This is a genomic window from Erythrobacter sp. JB1-15 (genome assembly GCF_057365035.1).
In genome coordinates, this window is record NZ_CP200295.1 from 126675 (window position 1) to 146108 (window position 19434).

Annotated in this window: 22 protein-coding genes and 1 other RNA gene; 14 read left to right on the top strand and 9 right to left on the bottom strand. The window is 57.1% G+C overall.

All coding sequences use genetic code 11. The features are described from left to right. Positions 1-58: 58 nt before the first annotated feature. The 4 genes from AC0V6L_RS00700 (at position 59) to rsmA (ending at position 5829) form a co-directional block, all read left to right on the top strand. Complete coding sequence (locus AC0V6L_RS00700) at positions 59-2398, top strand: LPS-assembly protein LptD (RefSeq protein WP_486152205.1); 2340 nt, start codon at positions 59-61, stop codon at positions 2396-2398. Positions 2399-2646: 248 nt separating this feature from the next. Next, on the top strand, positions 2647-3975 hold the full coding sequence (locus AC0V6L_RS00705; protein WP_486152207.1) for a peptidylprolyl isomerase: 1329 nt from the start codon (positions 2647-2649) through the stop codon (positions 3973-3975). A 2-nt stretch (positions 3976-3977) separates the two neighbouring features. Beyond that, positions 3978-5009, top strand: coding sequence for a 4-hydroxythreonine-4-phosphate dehydrogenase PdxA (pdxA, locus tag AC0V6L_RS00710; RefSeq protein ID WP_486152209.1), 1032 nt, complete (start codon positions 3978-3980; stop codon positions 5007-5009). Further along, positions 5002-5829 carry a 16S rRNA (adenine(1518)-N(6)/adenine(1519)-N(6))-dimethyltransferase RsmA gene (rsmA, locus tag AC0V6L_RS00715; RefSeq protein ID WP_486152211.1) on the top strand — a complete coding sequence of 276 codons (828 nt, stop codon included), beginning with the start codon at positions 5002-5004 and terminating at the stop codon, positions 5827-5829. Before pdxA ends, rsmA begins: the two co-directional genes overlap by 8 nt. Here the strand turns inward: rsmA and AC0V6L_RS00720 are convergent. Continuing rightward, a complete protein-coding gene (locus tag AC0V6L_RS00720) occupies positions 5826-7934 on the bottom strand; it encodes a malate synthase G (RefSeq protein ID WP_486152213.1) in 2109 nt (702 codons plus the stop codon). The two genes, rsmA and AC0V6L_RS00720, sit on opposite strands and share 4 nt — an antisense overlap. A 127-nt stretch (positions 7935-8061) precedes the next feature. On the opposite strand from AC0V6L_RS00720, the gene AC0V6L_RS00725 reads away from it, so the two are divergent. The 4 genes from AC0V6L_RS00725 (at position 8062) to AC0V6L_RS00740 (ending at position 11902) form a co-directional block, all read left to right on the top strand. Further along, positions 8062-9267 carry a hydrolase gene (locus tag AC0V6L_RS00725; protein ID WP_486152215.1) on the top strand — a complete coding sequence of 402 codons (1206 nt, stop codon included), beginning with the start codon at positions 8062-8064 and terminating at the stop codon, positions 9265-9267. After that, positions 9264-10280, top strand: a complete 1017-nt coding sequence (locus AC0V6L_RS00730; RefSeq protein ID WP_486152217.1) for an arginine N-succinyltransferase — start codon at positions 9264-9266, stop codon at positions 10278-10280. Before AC0V6L_RS00725 ends, AC0V6L_RS00730 begins: the two co-directional genes overlap by 4 nt. Next, complete coding sequence (locus AC0V6L_RS00735; RefSeq protein WP_486152219.1) at positions 10277-11527, top strand: N-succinylarginine dihydrolase; 1251 nt, start codon at positions 10277-10279, stop codon at positions 11525-11527. The genes AC0V6L_RS00730 and AC0V6L_RS00735 overlap by 4 nt, the downstream gene beginning before the upstream one ends. 126 nt (positions 11528-11653) lie before the next feature. Continuing rightward, positions 11654-11902, top strand: coding sequence for a hypothetical protein (locus tag AC0V6L_RS00740; RefSeq protein WP_486152221.1), 249 nt, complete (start codon positions 11654-11656; stop codon positions 11900-11902). Between the two features lie 31 nt (positions 11903-11933). On the opposite strand, the gene AC0V6L_RS00745 is transcribed toward AC0V6L_RS00740, so the two are convergent. From AC0V6L_RS00745 to mscL, 4 genes are all read right to left on the bottom strand, one after another. Then, the gene (locus AC0V6L_RS00745; protein ID WP_486152223.1) at positions 11934-12362 is read right to left on the bottom strand and encodes a hypothetical protein; all 429 of its coding nucleotides are present in this window, start codon (positions 12360-12362) and stop codon (positions 11934-11936) included. Between the two features lie 84 nt (positions 12363-12446). Next, complete coding sequence (locus AC0V6L_RS00750) at positions 12447-13025, bottom strand: hypothetical protein (protein WP_486152225.1); 579 nt, start codon at positions 13023-13025, stop codon at positions 12447-12449. 374 nt (positions 13026-13399) lie between these two features. Continuing rightward, positions 13400-13744: a transfer-messenger RNA gene (gene ssrA / locus AC0V6L_RS00755) on the bottom strand. Positions 13745-13777: 33 nt separating this feature from the next. Then, complete coding sequence (gene mscL, locus AC0V6L_RS00760; RefSeq protein WP_486147150.1) at positions 13778-14203, bottom strand: large conductance mechanosensitive channel protein MscL; 426 nt, start codon at positions 14201-14203, stop codon at positions 13778-13780. A 163-nt stretch (positions 14204-14366) separates the two neighbouring features. Between mscL and AC0V6L_RS00765 the strand changes: the two genes are divergently transcribed. The 6 genes from AC0V6L_RS00765 to AC0V6L_RS00790 are packed head-to-tail and all read left to right on the top strand — an operon-like array spanning position 14367 to position 18448. Beyond that, positions 14367-14969, top strand: a complete 603-nt coding sequence (locus tag AC0V6L_RS00765; RefSeq protein ID WP_486152227.1) for a LemA family protein — start codon at positions 14367-14369, stop codon at positions 14967-14969. 6 nt (positions 14970-14975) lie between these two features. After that, positions 14976-15491, top strand: a complete 516-nt coding sequence (locus tag AC0V6L_RS00770) for a TPM domain-containing protein (RefSeq protein WP_486152229.1) — start codon at positions 14976-14978, stop codon at positions 15489-15491. Continuing rightward, positions 15488-16375 carry a TPM domain-containing protein gene (locus tag AC0V6L_RS00775; protein WP_486152231.1) on the top strand — a complete coding sequence of 296 codons (888 nt, stop codon included), beginning with the start codon at positions 15488-15490 and terminating at the stop codon, positions 16373-16375. Before AC0V6L_RS00770 ends, AC0V6L_RS00775 begins: the two co-directional genes overlap by 4 nt. A 3-nt stretch (positions 16376-16378) precedes the next feature. Next, the gene (locus tag AC0V6L_RS00780) at positions 16379-17053 is read left to right on the top strand and encodes a TPM domain-containing protein (protein WP_486147158.1); all 675 of its coding nucleotides are present in this window, start codon (positions 16379-16381) and stop codon (positions 17051-17053) included. 25 nt (positions 17054-17078) lie between these two features. Further along, complete coding sequence (locus tag AC0V6L_RS00785; protein ID WP_486152233.1) at positions 17079-17645, top strand: NUDIX hydrolase; 567 nt, start codon at positions 17079-17081, stop codon at positions 17643-17645. A gap of 20 nt (positions 17646-17665) precedes the next feature. After that, on the top strand, positions 17666-18448 hold the full coding sequence (locus AC0V6L_RS00790; protein WP_486152235.1) for an SDR family oxidoreductase: 783 nt from the start codon (positions 17666-17668) through the stop codon (positions 18446-18448). 116 nt (positions 18449-18564) lie between these two features. On the opposite strand, the gene AC0V6L_RS00795 is transcribed toward AC0V6L_RS00790, so the two are convergent. From AC0V6L_RS00795 to AC0V6L_RS00810, 4 genes are read right to left on the bottom strand one after another with little or no spacing between them, the layout of a single operon-like run. Next, complete coding sequence (locus AC0V6L_RS00795) at positions 18565-18771, bottom strand: PspC domain-containing protein (protein WP_486152237.1); 207 nt, start codon at positions 18769-18771, stop codon at positions 18565-18567. Further along, positions 18768-18914, bottom strand: a complete 147-nt coding sequence (locus AC0V6L_RS00800) for a hypothetical protein (protein ID WP_486152239.1) — start codon at positions 18912-18914, stop codon at positions 18768-18770. Before AC0V6L_RS00800 ends, AC0V6L_RS00795 begins: the two co-directional genes overlap by 4 nt. A gap of 40 nt (positions 18915-18954) precedes the next feature. Next, the gene (locus tag AC0V6L_RS00805) at positions 18955-19068 is read right to left on the bottom strand and encodes an enoyl-CoA hydratase (RefSeq protein ID WP_486152241.1); all 114 of its coding nucleotides are present in this window, start codon (positions 19066-19068) and stop codon (positions 18955-18957) included. 33 nt (positions 19069-19101) lie between these two features. Further along, positions 19102-19215 carry an enoyl-CoA hydratase gene (locus AC0V6L_RS00810; protein ID WP_486152242.1) on the bottom strand — a complete coding sequence of 38 codons (114 nt, stop codon included), beginning with the start codon at positions 19213-19215 and terminating at the stop codon, positions 19102-19104. Positions 19216-19434 lie beyond the last annotated feature (219 nt).

Sequence of the window (19434 nt, forward strand, 5' to 3'; positions counted from 1 at the left end):
TGATGAGGGCCTTAGTATTGCCGTTGCGATTACGCACCAGCGGTGCAATAGGCAAGGGATGTCGGGAGGTTCCAAGGTCGCTGCCAAGCCAAAGCTGCACCGCAATCTGCATTGCATAGGCAATCGCGGGGGGATCGCCGCTTCCTTGGCGCTTATGTGCGCCTGGCCAGTACCGGCATTCGCGCAGGATTTGGCACCCGCAGATGATGCAAAGGTCAGCGATAGCGCGCGCCAGACGCTGACTATCAATGATCCCGCAACAACCGCCCCTGCGGCCACACCAACGCAAGACCAAACCGCGCGCGTTATCGCGTTTGAGGCTGACCAGCTTGCTTATGACAATGTCGCAAACACCGTCACTGCGCGCGGCGATGTGGTGTTGCGGAGCGAAGACCGATCCGTGCGCGCAGATGAAGTCGTGTGGAACCGCACAAGCGGACAAATTTTCGCCAAGGGTTCAATCCGGCTTGTCGATGATCGCGGCAATCAGCTGTTTACCGAAGCGCTCGAATTAACCGACACTTTCGAAGCGGGCGCGATGTCGGATCTGTTACTCGCTTTGCGCGCTGGCGGGCGGCTGGCTGCGCGATCCGGTGAGCGCGGCGAGGATGAGACGATTGTCCTCACCGATGCCGCGTACACAGCCTGCGCTGTCACGGGCGAGGATGGATGCGACAAAGACCCCAGCTGGCGCATCACCGCCGACCGAGTGACGTATGACCCCGCTGATAGCAAAGTGCGCTTTCGCGGGGCGATGCTCGAATTGTTCGGCGCGCGCATCCTGCCGCTACCCGGCCTTTCGATCCGCACAGATGGCAGCGCGGTTTCCGGCTTTCTGGTGCCCGACGTCCGCGTCACCCAAGTGAACGGGGTTGAGCTTTCCGGGCGGTATTACTGGCGGCTGGCCGACAATCAGGATCTGACCGTTCGTGGCTATGTCTTTTCGCAAGTTGCGCCGATGGTCTCTGCGCAGTGGCGGCATTTGACCGATGATGGCGCTTATCAGATCACGGGCTACCTTACTGAAAGCAGCCGCGTCACCGATTTCACCGGAGTGCCGGACACGCAAAGCGATCCGCGCGGCTATCTGTTTGCCAATGGCCGGTACCAGTTCTCTCCCGAATGGAGCGCGACCGGATCGGTGCGGCTAACCAGCGATCGCACATTCCTGCGCCGTTATGACATCAGCCGCGATGACCGGCTGCGATCCACCGTCAATGTGGAGCGGATTGATGAGAATTCGTATCTCTCCATCGCTGGATGGGCGACGCAAACGCTGCGGATCAACGCTGATCAAGGCCAGATCCCTGTCGCTATCCCTGCAATTGATTATCGCCGCCAGATAAGAGACCCGCTTTTGGGCGGCCGGATAGAATTGCAAGCCAACACTCTCAGCCTGCTGCGCACCGATGGTCAGGATACACAGCGCGCATTTGCTGGCGCCCGCTGGGATTTGCGCAGGCTCACAGGGCTCGGCCAGGTTATCACTGTCAGCGGCCTGGTGCGCGGCGATGTCTATCACACCAGCGACACGCTTTCGACAACGACCGAGATTTATCGCGGCAATGAAGGGTGGACAGGTCGCGCCATTGGTATCGCCGCGATTGATATCGAATGGCCTTTTGTGGGCGAGGCATTTGGCGGGACACAGGTTCTCACCCCTCGAATTCAAGTGGTGGCAAGCCCGCCGATCGAAAATCTAGCCGTGCCCAACGAAGATGCGCGCGCGATTGATCTGGAGGATTCCAACCTCTTCGCGCTCAATCGCTTTAACGGATATGACCGGGTTGAAGATGGATCGCGCATCACATGGGGAGTGGATTGGCGCTTGCAAAAACCGGGCTGGCGGGTTGATACCACGATTGGCCAATCGTACCGGGTGAAAGCCGCGCGCGAGATCTTCCCTGATGGCACCGGGCTGTCAGAGCGGGTGTCTGATTTCGTTGGCCGCACGCAGGTCCGGTACCGCGACTTTGTGAAATTCACGCACCGTTTTCGCCTCGATAAGGACAATTTCGCTGTGCGTCGCAATGAAATCGACGCGACTGTCGGGTCGCAACGCACCTATGCTGAAATTGGCTATCTTCGCCTCAATCGAGACATTCAAACTGTCGAAGATTTGCAGGATCGCGAAGAATTTCGCGCCGCTGTGCGCGTGGCCTTTGGCCGCAATTGGTCCGCGTTTGGATCAGGCGTGTTCAACCTTACCAGCGCAGATGAAGACCCCACCTTTTCCCCTGATGGCTTTGAACCGATCCGCACTCGGCTTGGCGTCGCTTATCAGGATGATTGCATTGAATTCGGCCTTACATGGCGGCGCGATTTTATCACCGCAGGCGATGCGGCGCGCGGCAACACGTTCCAACTGTTCTTTGCCCTGCGCAATCTGGGCTTTTGAACAGGCGCACTATCCGCATATTGTGCGCCACCGCGAATTGGCACTTTTGCTCAAACCCGTTAATGGAGCCACTAACGCGGCCAAAGGCGCACTCAGCGCGGGTTAAGGCATGCTTGGCTATCGGCGCGAGGTAAGAATACAAAGAAAGCGCGCCGCGATGAGGGAAAGCGGCGCGCAAACGAGAAACAGACGGGATTGTATCAGTGAATTTGAATGTGTTTTTTAAGTCGGTTTTATCGCGCAGTGTTTTGAGCAGTGCCGCTTTCGGCCTTGCGGTGATGGCAGCTGCACCAGCGCCGCTGGCCGCGCAAACAGCCGGCGTGCCTACAATGGACAATCCGCTGGGTATTCCTGAAAATGTGATGATTTTCGAAACGGAAAACCCCAATCAGCGCAGCGCAACCGCTGTGGTGAACGGCTATGTCATCACCGGAACTGATATTGAGCAGCGCGTCGCGCTCGTCACTTCGGCTGCGCAAAATCAGGTGTCTGAACAGGAAATGGCGCGCCTGCGCCTGCAAGTTTTGCGCAATCTGATTGATGAAACGCTCAAAATTCAGGCTGCAGAAGCGCTTGAGATGCGAGTGGAGCGTGCAGAGGTCAATCAAACTTATGACCAACTTGCGGCGCAAAACTTTGGCGCAGAACCTGAGAAAATGGCTGAATATCTCAGCTCAATCGGGTCTTCCGCTAACGCGCTCAAACGCCAGATCGAAGGCGAGATCGCTTGGGAAAACCTGCTGCGCCGCAATGTCACGCCGTTTGTGAATGTCAGCCAAGAAGAGGTTGAGGAATATCTCAAACGGCTCGAAGAATCGCGCGGTACCGATGAATATCACCTCGGCGAAATCTATATGAACGCCACTCGCGAAAATCGCGAAGCGGTGCTGCAAAACATGACGCAGATCATGCAGCAATTGCAGCAAGGGGGCAGCTTTGTCGCTTATGCCCGGCAATTCTCCGAAGCGTCTACCGCCGCAGTCGGTGGTGATCTGGGCTGGGTACGGCTTGGTTTGCTACCAGCATCGCTCGCCAATGCTGCGCAAAATATGCAGCCGGGCCAATTGAACGGGCCGATTGAGATCCCCGGCGGTTTCTCAATCCTGTATCTGCGCAACAAGCGGCAGGTTCTGATGGCCAATCCCAATGATGCGCTGCTTAGCCTCAAGCAAATCTCAATCGATCTTGAACCGGGCATCACGCAAGCCGATGCCGAGGCCAAAATCAGCCAGTTTTCCACCTTTGTCCAATCCTTACGCGGATGTGCCGATGCGGACAGCGCGCGCGAAGCCATTGGCGCGACCGTTGTCACCAATGACCAGATCAAGGCAGGCGGATTGCCAGAACAATTGCGCGCCATCATTCTGGGTTTGCAAGTCGGACAGACCACTCCGGCCTTTGGCAGCCCCGAAGAAGGTGTGCGTGTCTTGATGCTGTGCGGACGCGATGATCCGCAAGATAACAGCGGACCGACGTTCCAAACGGTGATGAACCAGATCGAAGAAGAGCGCATCAACAAGCGCGCGCAGCGTTATCTGCGTGATCTTCGCAATGATGCGTATATCGAATACAACTGAGTATGACTGGCACACCCCCGCTTGCGATTACTCTGGGTGATCCGGCGGGGATCGGGCCAGAGATTATTCTTGGCGCGTATTTGCGCTTAAAGGCGAAAGGAGCAGGTGCGCCCTGCCCTGAATTCTTCGCGGTTGGCGGGGTCGAAGTGCTGCGCGATGCAGCAAGGCAGGTTGGTCTCGATTGCCCGATTGTGCCGATTGCAGAACCAGCCGAAGCGCCCATGGCGATCCATGCTGGTTTGCCAGTGATGGCAGGGCTGGATGCGCCTTACACTCCCGGAAAGCCCGTCTCGGGCGGCGCGAAGATTGCGCTGGCATCGCTTACCTATGCGACCAAATTTGCGCTCTCGGGCCTCGCATCCGGGATAGTGACCGCGCCTGTGGCCAAGGCGCAATTGATGTCGGAAGGGTTTGCGTGTCCGGGGCAGACCGAATTTCTCGCAGAGGCTTGCGGTAAACCGTATCTCGATGCGGTGATGATGCTGGCAGGTCCGCAGCTGAAAGCGGTGCCGCTAACCGTGCATGTTGCTTTGGCCGAAGTGCCCGCTTTGCTCTCACCTGAATTGATCATCCACAAAGCCCGTGTGGTCGCCGCCGCTTTGCAGCGCGATTTTGCGATTGAAAAACCCCGGCTGGCGGTAGCAGGGCTGAACCCCCATGCAGGCGAAAGCGGCCAGTTTGGCGATGAGGAAGTGCGCATCATCACGCCCGCCATTGACGCATTGAAAGCAGACGGGCTGGATGTCACCGGCCCTGTCCCCGGCGATGCGCTGTTCACCGCGCGCGCGCGCGAAACCTATGATGCGGCGCTTTGCATGTATCACGATCAGGCATTGATCCCTGTCAAAGCGCTCGATTTTGATGAAGGCGTCAATGTGACGCTGGGCCTGCCGATTGTGCGAACCTCCCCCGATCACGGTACCGCGTTTGACATTGCGGGCACGGGTAAAGCTGATCCTAGCGCCATGGTGGCCGCAATCTGTATGGCTGATGCCTGCGCTGCGGCACGATCAGGCCTCACCGCGCGTGGATGATCTGCCGCCCATTCGCGAGGTCATCAAACGCCATGGCCTGTCCGCTTCGAAAAAGCTGGGGCAAAACTTTCTGCTTGATGAGCAATTGCTTGACCGGATCGCTGCGATTCCAGGCGATCTTACCGGCAAACGGGTGCTGGAAATCGGCCCCGGTCCCGGCGGGCTGACGCGCGCTTTGTTGCGGGCGGGCGCGCGGGTTACGGCCATAGAGATGGATGCCCGCTGCCTGCCTGCCCTCGCCGAATTGGGCGATGCCTTTCCCGGTCAGCTCAGTGTGATTGAAGGCGATGCGATGGCACTCGATCATCGCACCGTCATGGAGGGAGAGCCGTTCCATATTGCGTCGAACCTGCCCTATAATGTGGGCACGGCCCTGTTCGTGAAATGGCTGGGCGAAGACAGCTGGCCGCCGCAATGGCTTTCGCTCACGCTAATGTTTCAGCAGGAGGTTGCCCAGCGGATCACCTCTCATCCCGATACGTCTGCCTATGGCCGTCTTGCCGTGCTGGCCCAGTGGCGCGCGAAAGCTGCGCTTGCGATGAAAGTGCATCGCAGCGCCTTTACCCCGCCGCCCAAGGTTATGAGCGCGATTGTGCATGTGACCCCGTCCGATGCACCCTCAGGCGTTTCAGCCAAAGTGCTCGAGCGGCTGACCCAGGCAGCATTCGGCCAGCGCCGAAAAATGCTGCGGCAAAGCCTGAAAGGGGTGACAGGAGCGCTTGATGCGATGGCGCAGCTTGGCATTGACGAAACCCGGCGCGCTGAAACGGTCAGCGTTGCCGAATTTGTCGAATTGGCGCGCAAGCTTGGGCCGGTTTAGCCCGCCTTTTTAACCTGCCGCCATTGGTGCAAAAGCGGCTCGGTATAGCCCGATGGCTGCTCCACCCCCTTGAAAATCAGATCCTTGGCCGCGCTGAATGCAGGGCCGTCTTCATTCCCAATCAGCGGGATATAGGTCGAATCGCCTGCATTTTGCGCATCGACCTTCGCCGCCATCCGCGTGAGTGCATCCATCACTTGCGCTTCGGTGACGATACCGTGCAGCAACCAATTGGCCATATGTTGCGAGGATATCCGCAAGGTCGCGCGGTCCTCCATCAGGCCGACATCGTTGATATCCGGCACTTTGGAACAGCCAACCCCGGCATCAATCCAGCGCACCACATATCCAAGCAGACCTTGCGCGTTGTTATCAAGCTCATCGCGCAGTTCATCCTCGGGCCAATTGGTGTTTTCAGCCAGAGGTATGGTCAATAGAGCATCAAGGCTGGCGGGTTCGGGCAGAGTGGACTGAATATCAAACACATTTTCAGCGTGATAGTGCAATGCATGCAAAGTCGCAGCCGTTGGCGACGGCACCCATGCGGTGTTAGCCCCAGCGCGCAAATGGCCGATTTTCTGCTCCATCATATCGCCCATCAAATCGGGCGCGGCCCACATGCCTTTGCCGATTTGTGCGGTGCCCGACAGGCCATGCGCCAAACCGATAGCGACATTGCGCGCTTCATATGCGCCAAGCCAGTCTGATCCCTTCATCGCGCCTTTGCGCATCATGGGGCCAGCCCGCATAGAGGTGTGTATCTCATCGCCCGTGCGATCAAGAAAGCCCGTGTTGATGAACACAATCCGGTCGCGAACGGCATGAATGCAAGCGGCAAGGTTGGCGCTTGTGCGGCGCTCTTCATCCATCACGCCGACTTTGATCGTATGACGAGGAAGGGTGAGCAAATCTTCGACCGCGTCGAACAGATCATTGGTGAACGCACATTCTTCGGGCCCGTGCATTTTGGGCTTCACGATATAGATCGAGCGCTGACCACTTTTGGGGTTGGAATTGCCGTATTTGGCATGGCCTTCGACGTCGAGAGTACTGATCGCCGAGGTGAAAACCGCATCCATGATGCCTTCGGGGATTTCCGAACCATCTGCCAGCAGGATTGCAGGATTGGTCATCAAATGCCCGACATTACGCACAAACATCACGCTGCGGCCTGTGAGGCTGCGCGGGGCGCCATCGCGGTCGGTATAGGCCTTGTCGCCGTTCAATTGGCGAGTGAGCGTCTTTCCGCCCTTTTCAAAGCTCTCCTGGAGATCACCGCGAATAATGCCGAGCCAATTGGTGTAAGCGAGCAGTTTATCCTCTGCATCGACAGCGGCGACCGAATCTTCGCAATCGGCAATCGTTGTGAGCGCGGATTCTACTATGATGTCAGCAATGCCCGCTTTGTCGTCTTTGCCAACGGGATGGTCACGGTCGAAAACCACTTCGAGATGCAGTCCGTTGTTCTTGAACATTAAGCCCTTGGCAGTCTTGCCGACATACTGGCTTTCATCACGCAGTTTGCCATCATTCTCATTCGCCAGATCAGCCCAGCTCTGATCGACCAGAGGCAATGCCTCATCAAGGAATTGCCGCCCGCGCGCGATTACAGCGTTGCCGCGTGCGGTGTCATAACCGCCGGGCTTTGCCGGCGGAGCATCCAGCGCATCGGTGCCATAAAAAGCATCGTACAAACTGCCCCAGCGCGCATTGGCTGCGTTAAGCAGGAAACGCGCATTCAGGATCGGCACCACCAATTGCGGGCCAGCCATCGTTGCAATCTCGGCATCGACATTTTGCGTACCGATCTGAAAAGCCTCTGGCTCTGGCACCAGATAGCCTATCTCCCGAAGAAAGGCCTGATATTCGGCAGCATCATGCGGCTTTCCGGCCCTTGCGATGTGCCAATCATCGATTTGCGCCTGGAGAGTTTCGCGCTTGGCAAGCAATTGAGCATTGCGCGGTGCAAACCGGGCAACCAGCGCGCCAAAACCTTGCCAGAAGGCATCCTTATCCCGGCCAAGCGGTCCAAGAACCTCAGTATCCAGAAAAGCCGCGAGCCGTTCGTCAACAGAAAGGCCGCCGCGCGAAATCATATTGGTCATAGGGGTCCTCATACAGTCCAAAATTAAAGAGCCTGGGGAGGAGAAAGCTTGGCCGCGCTATGAGACAGGCTTTGATTCGATGCAATGGGTTGGATCAAAGCTGTCTCGCGGCTAGACGGGTGTGCGTATGACAATCATGACAGCAAACGATTTTAACGCAGGCGCAATGCTGGATCAGGTCCAGCAATGGAGCGCGATCAACACGGGCAGCGGGCATATTGAAGGGCTCGCTCAACAGGCTGAGGCTCTCACCGATGCCTTTGCCATGCTTCCGGGCGAAGTGGAGCTGGTAGAGCCCGCCCCCGTCACCGCAATTGCAAGCGATGGCAGCGAATTTGCCAAGCAAAATGGCAAACATCTGGTGCTGCGCGTTCGCCCGGGCGCCAATCGGCGGATCATCCTTACTGGCCATATGGATACGGTTTTCCCCAAGGATCATGCGTTTCAGGATCAGAAATGGCTCGACGATGAGACGCTGAACGGTCCCGGCGTTGCCGATATGAAGGGCGGGATCGCGGTGATCTTGCACGCGTTGATGGCGTTCGAGAATAGCAGCGCGTCACAATCGCTGGGCTATGATGTGTTGATCAACTCGGACGAAGAGACTGGATCGCTCGCCAGTTCAGCGCTGATTGCCGATATGGCGCGCGGCAAACTGGCTGCGCTCACTTATGAACCGGCAGCCCTGCCCGATGGCACTTTGGCTCATGCGCGCGGGGGCACGGGCAATTATGCAATCACGTTTACTGGCCAATCCGCCCATGCAGGCCGCAATCCGCAAGACGGGCGCAACGCATTGGTCGCAGCAGCCGAGATGATTGTGAGGCTGAAAAAGATGGAGCGCGATGATATCACCATCAACCCGGCGAAACTCGAAGGTGGCGGGCCCAACAATGTCGTGCCCGACCATGCCGTTTTGCGTTTCAATATCCGCCCAAAAAGCACCTCGGCAATGGAAGGGTTTGACAGCGATTTGAATAGCCTTATCGCCGCTATTGAAACGGAGCATGATGTAGCCATTGCCCGGCACGGCGGCGTCACTCGCCCGCCCAAACCCGTCGATGCACAGGCCCAGCGCCTGTTCGATCTCGTCAAGGAATGCGGGGCCGAACTAGGACAAGACATCAAGTGGAAATCAACAGGCGGTGTGTGCGATGGCAACAATATCGCCGCTTGCGGGGTGCCCGTGGTGGACACGATGGGCGTGCGTGGGGGCGCCATCCATTCCCCGCAAGAATTTATGATCGTGCCCAGCCTTGCCGAACGTGCAGCTTTGTCGGCGCGCGTGATAGAAAAATTGGCGCTAGGGGCGCTTGAAGGGGATCAGATATGAGCTTTCGCCTGCGCGCAGCCCAACCGGGTGATCTTGAGCATCTTTACGAAATGGCAAAGCTGACAGGCGGCGGCTTCACCAATCTGCCTGCCGATCGCAAAGCTTTGGGCGAAAAGCTGGAACGCGCTGCAAACGCATTTGCGCGCGAGGAAGACGGCCTTGCCGATGAGCAATTTGTGCTCGTACTGGAAAACCGTGAAACAGGAGTTGTGCGCGGCACCTGCCAGTTGATGGCGATGGTGGGACAGCAATGGCCGTTTTATTCCTACAGGCTCAACACTCTCACCCAATACAGCCAGGAACTGGACCGAACGGTGCGCGCTGAATTGCTCAGCCTGACGACCGATCTTGAGGGATCGAGCGAAGTGGGCGGGTTGTTCCTTCACCCCAATGAGCGTGCTGGGGGTCTGGGCCTGCTGCTTGCCCGGTCGCGCTATTTGTTTGTCGCGATGCACCGCAAACGCTTTGCTGACAAAATCCTCGCAGAACTGCGCGGCATTATAGATGAACGCGGCGGGTCGCCTTTTTGGGACGGGGTTGCCGGGCGCTTTTTCGGGATGAATTTTCAGGAAGCGGATTACTTCAATGCCATCAATGGCAACCAATTTATCGCTGACCTGATGCCCAAACATCCCGTATATGTCGCGATGCTAAGCGATGATGCCCGCAGCGTTATCGGCGTCCCCCACCCCACGGGACGCGCCGCGATGCGGATGCTCGAGAACGAAGGGTTTCGCTATGAAGGCTATGTCGACATTTTTGATGGCGGGCCGAGCATGATCGCGCGCACAGACGATGTGACAAGCGTCAAGAACAGCGTTTCGGCGACCCTCACTTCTATGGATGCAAGCGAGGGAGAACGCGCTATTTTGGCAACCGGGAAATTGGCCGATTTCAGAGCCTGCTTCGGCGCACGCACATTGGATGGTGATGGCGGCGTCGCGATTGATGCGCAGTCCGCCGATATTCTCGATGTCAGCAAAGGCGATACTGTGTGGAGTGTGGCTCGATGAGCGTCATGGAGATCAATTTCGACGGTATTGTCGGACCCAGCCACAATTACGCAGGCCTCAGCCTAGGCAATCTGGCAAGCGCGAGCCACAAGGGCGATCCATCATACCCCCGCGCCGCCGCGCTTCAGGGCGTCGCGAAAATGCGCGGCAATCTGGACCGTCTGGGCGTGCAAGGGTTTCTCCTGCCGCTGCCTCGTCCCAACAGCGCCCTGCAATCCAGTTTAGCTCTCGATGAATCGGCCCCGCCGCAATTGCAGGCAGCGCCTTGGTCAGCCTCAAGCATGTGGACAGCCAACGCCGCCACAGTTTCGCCCGCGCCTGACACGCGCGATGGGAAGTGCCATCTGACCCCGGCCAATCTCGTCTCTATGCTTCACCGCGCCCAGGAATGGCCCGAAACCAAGCGGCAATTGGACATTGCGTTTGGCAATGCCGATCATTTCGCCGTTCATGATGCAGCACCGCCCAGCTTTGGCGATGAAGGCGCGGCAAACCATATGCGCCTTTGCGATGGGCATGCCAGCAAAGGCGTGGAAGTGTTCGTCTATGGCCGGCCCGGCGGCGCTTTTCCCGCGCGCCAACACGAGCAGGCCAGCCGCCTTGTTGCGCGCGCGCACGGGCTTGATCCAGCGCGGTGTGTCTTCATCGAGCAAAACCCCGCAGCAATCGAAGCCGGCGCGTTTCACAATGATGTGGTCGCGGTTGCCAATGAACGTGTGCTGTTCACCCATGCCGAAGCGTTTGCCGATCAATCAGGCGCTTATGACGCCATGCGCGCTGCTTTTCCGGCCTTGGAAGTGGTCGAAGTGCCCAGCGCCGCTGTCAGTCTGAAAGAGGCGATCAAGACATATCTGTTCAACGCGCAATTGCTCACTTTGCCTGATGGATCGATGGCCTTGATCGTGCCCGAGGAATGCCACGAAAGCGCCAGCGTGTGGGCATGGTGCGAAAGTATGCTGGCATCCAACGGCCCCATTCGCGATGTCATTCCTGTCGATGTCCGCCAATCCATGGCCAATGGCGGCGGGCCGGCCTGCCTGCGCTTGCGCGTGGTGTGCGATCCTGCGACGGTTGATCCGCGCTTTTTGCTGGATGAGGCAAAGGCTGATCAGATCGAAGCTGTCATCGCGGCGACCTGGCCCGAACAGATCGACCCTGCCGACTTGGGTTCCGAGGCGCTGGCAAAGTCCGTTATTGCCGCACGCGCGGCGCTTCTGGAAGCGCTCGATCTGCACAGCCTTGCTTAATCAAGGTTAACCCGGTTGCACGCGGGCGTCGCCTGGGTTTACACTTGTAAAATCGTTAACCACTCGGCCCCGCGCATTTGCGCGCTTGGCATGGGCTTTGCTGTGTTAAATGCTAACGGAGACATTATGCTACGCAAAATCTCAAGGCTGTTCGTAATCAAGAATAGGTTCGAAGCCTTTGTGATTATCTTTGCGCTTGCATTGGGCGCGATGAACCGCGGGGCGAGCTACCTTACCGAATATCCAGGCATTGGTGGGCAATTGCTGTTCTGGGCTGCCAGCGGAGCCGTGTTTTTGGGCGGCGCGGCGATTTTGGATGGGCTCAAGGCACAAAAAGAACTGGCGCAGCTTAAGGCAGATAAGGCGAAAGCTTAGGACTGCACCTTTGTGTCGCCTAAGACGTCATCTAAGACAGGGCTAAATCTAAAAGCTGTAGCATCGAATATGCGACCGCTATGATGAAGTACCACAGAAACGCAATTTCTGTCTTTGTCCGATGCGGCTTGTCATACAAGCGCTGCTTTGAAATGCCGCCGCCGTTCTTTTTCAACATATCGGTCTGATGGGCTTTGTTGATGACTTCATCGGGCATGGCCCACGAGGGTTGGCCATATAGCATCGGGACTTCTGTAACGAGATCCTGCTTTAGACCCTGCGCGGCTTTGCCTCGGTCAGCAATCGACATCATCAGATCGTGCCGACCATAAATACGATCGTACTGCTCCTGGCTCATGCCTTTGCGCAGATCTGGCTCAGTTGGCCGCGTTCCGCATTCTGAGCACGGATCAAAGATTTTGGTGACAATGGCACCGCAAGCGAGGCACTTTTTAGTCATGTCGCGAGCTTAGGTGGTATTCGGTAAGGATCTGTTAAAGCGGATGCGGCGGACGTGCTTGCCCACGTCGCGCGGGGTTTTCGTCTAATCGGCCTGTTCGGTTCTGTCTGTGACAAAGGTCGCCAAGTCTTCTTTCAGCGGTTTGCCGTCATCGTCATATCGGGGCAGCAGAACCAGATCATCGGCATCGCGCAATTCGAGTGTCACTTGTTTGCGGCGCTGATCCAAGCGCGCACCTAGCCAGACGGCTTGTAAGCGGGGCGTACCGCGCACAACGACGCGGCGTCCCCGCATCATTGAGCGGAAATCTATTTTTGAGACCTTCTTACCATCTTTGCCGGTTTCCCCTTCGACAATGATGCCGTCATCTTTGGCCGAGCCAATCCTCACTTTGCTGCCACTTGTCTCGCTGGCAGGAGTGGGCCGCAATCCTAACAATTCGCGCACGGTTGCCTCATCCATTTCGATAATGATGAGATCAGGATGCACCGGGTTGGAACGCCCTCGCGGCAGGCCGCCAATACCATTGCGCCTCGACGTGTTGATCCCGGCTGAGCCAAGCAGCTGAAGATCATCAAAATAGGAGCTTTCGCGGTCGAGGTTGTGCAGTTGATATGTGTCACCCACTCGGGTCACATAGGCAACGTCCATGATGATCGCCATGTCGCTTTCATTCCTGGCGCCCTGTTTGCGCGCCTTGCGCTGAAAGTCGCGAGGCTGGAGGCAATCGACCTCGCAAATGTCCTTCAGGCGAGCGATGTACGATTCATACGTTTCAGCCGCCGCGGGTGAACCCAATGGAAGACTGACGGCGACACAAGCAGACAAGGCAGACGTTATAAATCGCAAGACTTTTCACCCTCCAAATACACCAGTGTTCACACGATCATCAAATGCCTGTGTACGATTGATGAATAAGCCTTGCCGCTGGACGGGCCAGCCATCTGTTTTTCAAACAATTGATTGAAGAAATGCTAAATGGGTATTTTAAAGCAAGGATAGTGGGGGTTTCTGTTGCTAGCTACCCCCGGAGCCCCGGAATCCGCTTCTGTTGCCCGGTGGGTCCAACCGCGCTTTAGCTTTGTAAATTCAGGCCGTTAGGCCGTCACATTACGCTGCAACTGCGAGTGCTTCGTTATCGTTTGCACTTATAGGTTTTGAACAGTTTTACGGGGTTTTCAGCCCGGGCAAAAACACCGCTTTTCAGCCCACGTCGATCCTAGTTCGCCCCCGTCAAAAGCCCCGCAAAACGGGAGTTATGGTGGAGACGCCGGGTACTGCCCCCGGGTCCGTTGTGCCTATTGAACGCTGCACTTTATCGCCATAGCCCACAAAAAAGCGGGCAAGACCTATATAGGCCCTGCCCGCTTAATGTGAAGTGAAACCGGTGCACCGGGCAGTTTCGCCCGTACCAGTTACTTTTTCAGCGCATCGCGAATTTCGGTCAGCAGCTCGATTTCGGTCGGGCCTGCATCCTCTTCTTCAGCAGGCTTTTCATAGCGTTCCTGAATTTTCGTCGCATAGCGCACCAGCATGAAGATGATGAAAGCGAGGATGATAAAGTTGATGATCGAAGTGACAAATGCGCCCCATGCCAGCACATTCGCGCCCGCTTCGCGCGCCGCTTCAAGGCTCATGCCAGGCTCGATCAATTCCGCACCCGAAAGCACGGTGTATTTACTGGAAAAGTCCACATCGCCAAAAATCATGCCCACAATCGGCATAATCATATCGTCTGTCAGCGAAGCCACGATAACCGCAAAAGCGCCCGCGATGATAACCGCGACGGCCAATTCCATGACATTGCCCTTGGCAATAAAATCCTTGAATTCTGTAAGCATAGTGATCCCCGTATTGCATACCCGTGCTCGCGCAATTGTTGCGCGGTGACGTCCCCTTACCAAGCTTCTAGCGCGCTTGAAAGGGCGCGGCGGTGTGCTATATCCACAATACAGGAATTTACAGGCAGTGCCGAATGCTGGCGCGCCATTTGGAGGAACCACCATGAACTTGCGCAAATTCGGACGCGGCGCCGTGATCGCCGCTGTCTCTCTCAGTCTGGCTGCCTGCGGCATCAACTCTGTACCCGCGGCCGAAGAAGAAGCGAAAGCGAAATGGGCCGATGTCGAAGCGCAGTTTCAACGGCGGGCAAACCTTATTCCCAACCTCGCAGAAGTTGCCAAAGGTGCTGCGGAAAATGAGCGCAACATCCTCACCGAAGTGACCGAAGCGCGCGCCAAGGCGACCAGCGTTCAGGTATCGGCTGATGATCTGGGCGATGAGGCGAAAATGGAGGAATATGCCGCAGCGCAAGCGCAAATGAGCCAGGGCATTGGCCGTCTTCTCGCCAGCTTTGAAGCCTATCCGCAGATCACGTCAACGCAAGGGTACATCACGCTGCAAAGCCAGCTTGAGGGTACCGAAAACCGGATTGCGGTCGCGTTGCGCGACTATAACGAGGCGGTGCGCAAGTATAACACCACCATCCGCACTTTCCCCGATACAATTGGCGCAAATGTCATCCACGGCGCAGAGCCGCTTGCGCCCTACACAGCGACGACTGAAGGCGCGGAAGAGGCGCCGGAGCTTGATTTGACATCAGACTAAACGCGCATGCACGCCACAATCTTTGCCCTGCTTTCAGCGTTAGCTCTGACCGCCTGCGCTGTTGGCAATTCGGAAAGCGGGCAAGAAATGCCTGCGCTCAAGCTTTCAGGACGCGTTGTTGATGAAGCGCGCATCTTGTCTCCCGAATTCGAAGACAAGTTGACCGATAAGCTTGAACAATTGGAGAAAGAGACGCTCGTGCAATTGGTTGTCGCGACAACGCCCGATCTAAGAGGCCATACAATCGAAGACTACTCGCTCGAACTGGCGAGAGATTGGGGCGTTGGCAGCGCAGAGCGAAACGATGGCGTGCTCTTGCTGGTAGCTCCCAATGAAAGACGCGTGCGCATCGAAGTGGGAAATGGATTGGGAGCTTCGATCAAAGACGAAGAAGCAGGCCAGATTATCCAAGACGGTATTTTGCCAGCTTTTCGCAGAAGTGATTACGAAACCGGGATTGATAAAGGGGTCGATCTGTTGATCACAGAGGTTACACCCGCCGGTTTGAAAGAAGCTGCGTGAAACGTATCGCTTTGCTCTTTGCCGCGCTATTTGCGCTCATCGCAGCGCCCCTTGCCGCGCAGGATTTCCCGCCGCTCACCGGACGCGTGGTTGATAATGCGGATATCATCCCTGCTGACCTCGAAGCGCAGCTGACCGCTCAGCTCGAAGCGCTTGAAACCCAGACGCAGCGCCAATTGGTGGTTGTAACTGTGCCCGATTTGCAGGGGTATGACGAGCAGACTTTCACCTATCAATTGGGCCGCGAATGGGGGATTGGTGATGCTGACCGCAATGATGGCGCGATCCTGCTGGTCGCACCATCAGAACGCCGCGTGCGGATTGAGGCAGGCTATGGTCTTGAAGGGACGCTGACTGATGCGGTGTCCTCGCTTATCATTCAAAACGAGATTCTCCCGCGCTTTCGCAGTGATGACTACCCCGGCGGTATCGCGGCGGGCGCCGATGCGATCATCGCCCAATTGCAGCTTGCCCCGGACGAGGCAGCGCGCATTGCTCAGGAAGCCAGCGCCTCGCAGCAGTCGCGCGAAAGTTCCGGCGGAGTTCCGGTTGGCGCCCTCATCTGGCTGGGCTTCATGTTCTTTTTCATCATCCTGCCCATGATGCGCGGTGGCAAGCGGCGGCGCAAATACAGAAAACGCCGCAAGGGGCCGTGGGGCAAAAGACGCGATGATGACGATGATGATTGGGATGACGATGATGATGGCTGGGGCCGAACAGCGCGCGACATTATCCTTTGGGAAGTGGGCAGCGCAGTCGTTCGCGGCGCAATGGGCGGCGGTCGCGGCGGCGGCTGGGGCGGCGGAGGCGGCTTTGGCGGAGGCGGCGGTTTCTCCGGTGGTGGCGGCTCATTCGGGGGCGGCGGCGCCTCGGGGGGATGGTAGCGCATGGCCTATTTGAATGAGGCTGAACACAAGATCGTCTCCGATGCCGTGGGCGAAGCGGAGCTGGGTACTTCGGGAGAAATCCTCACTGTTCTTGCTGACCGCTCGGATGGCTACACCGATGTCGCATTGCTGTGGGCCGCAGCGCTCGCTTTTACCGCGATGAGCGTATTTGCAGCCTTTCCTCAGCCGTTCCTCGGTTTTTATGATGGCTTGTGGGGCGGCTGGGCGCATGATTGGAGCACGGGCGAAATTGCCAGCATGACGATTGCGCTGGGCCTGATCACCTTTGCCATCACTTGGGCTGTGCAAATGTGGCAGCCGCTCAAATTCGCGCTCATCCCTGCCCCTGCCAAAACGATGCGTGTGCATGCGCAGGCGATCAAGCATTTCAAAGTCGGCGCAGAACGGCGCACGCATGGCCGAACCGGCGTGCTTATCTACCTGTCCATGCGCGAACATCGGGCCGAGATTATCGCAGATGAACCCATCGCAGCATTGGTCCCAGCCGAAGTGTGGGGTGAGGCGATGGCGGAAATGCTCGATGAAATTCGCGCTGGGCGGATTGCGCAAGGCATGGCCGTGGGCGTGCGCGATGTCGGCTTTGTCTTGTCGCAGCATTTCCCGCGCGAGGAAGATGACGAAAACGAGCTTCCCGATCGCCTAATCGAGGTATAGGGCCGCGTTCAAACGAAAGGCGCCCATGGACAACACCCAAATGATCCGCGACCGCGACGCTGACCTGCCGGAGGAAACCCGGTGGGAAGGCAAATTCATCACCGCCAAAACGCGCGGCCGGTGGGAGTATGTCGGACGTGCGCGCGGCATTCGCGCCGCCGCCATTCTTGCGATTGACGAAGATGACGATGGCACACGCCATGTCATTCTGGTGAGCCAATACCGGGTACCGCTTTCCAAATTTTGCCTGGAAGTGCCCGCAGGCCTTGTCGGCGATACCGAGGGGCATGAGGGCGAAGAGGCTTTATCCGCCGCCGCGCGCGAGCTGGAAGAGGAAACTGGATACCGTGCAGGCTCCATTGAGGTGCTGGACGAGTTTTATTCCTCGCCTGGGATGGTGTCGGAATGCTTTACCTTGCTGCGCGCCACGAACCTTTCAAAAGTCAGCGAAGGCGGCGGGTTGGAAGATGAGAACATCGTTGTGCATCGCATCGCATTGACCGATGTGGCACGATTTGTGGCCGAATGGCGCAACGCCGGGCACGGGGTCGATGTGCGCATCGCGCTGTTTTTGAATTATCTAAATTGCTGAATTTTGGGAGAACACGGCCAATGACTGAACGCTGTAAAGGCAAGCTCGCACTCGTAACAGGCGGCGCGCAGGGGTTGGGCCGCGCACATTGCATTCGCCTGGCGCAAGAAGGCGCGCGGGTTCTTGCGACCGATATCAATGGCTATGGGGCCGCAGAAACCGCCGCGATCATCAATGCCGAAATGGGCGATGGCACCGCGTTTGGCATTGCCCATGACGTCACCGATCCCGCCGCATGGGAAGCCGCAGTGGATGCCGCGCGCGAGCATTTGGGCGGGCTCAATGTGCTCGTCAACAATGCCGGCATCGGTGTTGCAGGCAATATCGAAACCTGCACGTTCGAGGACTGGAACCGCTGCTTTGACATCAACGTCAACTCAATCTTTCACGGCTGTCAAAAGGCCCTACCCCTGATGCGCGAACATGCGCCGGGCTCCATTGTGAACATTTCCAGCATTGCAGGCCTGATCGCCAGCGACACAATGCCCGCTTACAACGCCTCCAAAGCGAGCGTTTGGATGCTGTCCAAATCCATTGCGCTGCATTGTGCGAAAATGAACATGCAGATCCGCTGCAATTCGGTGCATCCGACCTTTGTCGATACGCCGATCCTTGATGGCACAGCCAAGGCAGCGCAGCTCGATAAGAATGTGTTGCTTGAAAAACTCGCTCGCCAAATCCCGCTCAAATTTGTGGGCGAACCCAATGATATCGCCAATGCGGTTGTTTATCTCGCAAGCGATGAAAGCCGGTTTATGACCGGTGCAGAGATCAAGCTGGATGGCGGCATATCGGCGATGTAGGTTCGAAACGCATGCGAACCACGAAAAAGGGGCCGTGATGGCCCCTTCCCGGTTGTTTGAATGTGTCGGACGCGGCTGGCCCGCTAACCGGGGTCAGCTTTTGGATGCCGCGTCCATCAATCAGCGATCAGGCCGATGGCGAGATAAATCAGCGCGGCGGTTCCAAAGCTCACCAATGCGCCAAGGACAAAGCCGACCCGGATGATCGCGGTGTCGATGTCCGTTGCATTGGCAATGCCAGAACACACACCCATAATCTTACCGTTGGGCTTATCAAGGCGAAGGCCACCGCCACGATTGTTTTTGGGAGTTAGATTGCTCATGCCATCACTCCTGTGAAAAACGGGTTGGCGGGGCTGGCAGGCACAATTGCTGTTGCCATCAACACAGCTGACAAAAGCACCGCGCTTCCCAAAGCGGCGATCTTTGCGCCTGCCTCAGTGGTGAAGTTAAAAAACGAATACATGGGTTTGATTTCCTTAAGTGCGAGGGTGAGTGAGGTTAGCTCAGGCCATCAAAGCCGGGCTTGCAGGGATGATCGCATAGGCAAAGAACGAGGCTGAAACGATCACTGACAAAGCGGCAGAGACGAGGCGAAATCCGGTGTCATTGCTAAACATAAATTGTCTCCAATTGGGGTGTTTGAATTGGGCTCAGGCCATCAGGGTCGGGCTGGCGGGGATGATGGCGTAAGCAAAGAAGCTGGCCGAGATGACCACTGAAAGAGCGGCATTAACGAAGCGGTTGGAAGAGTTGGCAGCGTACATTTCGTGGTCTCCTGTTTAAGTTATCTGATGCCCCGTTGCTGTTTGCTTGGGACACCCAACACTCTGCAGGAGCCGTGCCAAACTCGAAAAACCGCAGAATTCTGCGGTTTACATCCTGTTACGAGACTTACAGATTGTTCATGATTCCGAAAGGTTGGGAATTTTTCCCACCTATTGGGATTGGGGATTCGCATCTCGCGCGCGCTGGCCAAATTGCCG